Genomic DNA, 438 nt, shown 5'->3' with positions numbered 1-438 from the left:
AAGGAATACGGCTTCAAGATGCTCAAGCTGCACGCCAACATGCACGGCTACCGTCCGGACCGCGCACTCGACTGGCTACGCCCGGCCATGAAGGTCTGCGCCAAGTACAACGTCGTGGTGCTGATCCACACCGGTGACGGGCCCTACACCATTCCGACGATGTTCTACCCGATCATCCGCGAATTCCCGATGGTCAATTTCATCATCGGCCACTTCGGCATCCAGACCGGCGGCAACTATTCGTTCGAGGCCTTCTGGATGGCCATGGACACGCCGAACGTGTACTGCGAATCCGGCTGGTGCTTCCAGTCGCGAATCGTCGAGTTCGCCAAGGACCTGCCGCGCAACAAGATCGTGTTCGGCACCGACTCGCCGCCGAACGAGCCGGGCATGTGGCTGCGGGAACTGGAGGTACTGTGCTCACCGCCACCCCAGGGC

Annotated in this window: 1 protein-coding gene; it reads left to right on the top strand. The window is 61.4% G+C overall.

Translation table 11 applies throughout. The annotated features are described in order from the left end of the window. On the top strand, positions 1-438 hold a 438-nt coding region (locus J5M58_RS27115; protein WP_207880535.1), incomplete at both ends, for an amidohydrolase family protein.

Source organism: Pseudomonas sp. 32_A (genome assembly GCF_017490905.1).
GTDB classification, from domain to species: domain Bacteria; phylum Pseudomonadota; class Gammaproteobacteria; order Pseudomonadales; family Pseudomonadaceae; genus Aquipseudomonas; species Aquipseudomonas inefficax.
This window is presented reverse-complemented; position numbering and strand designations above follow the sequence as displayed.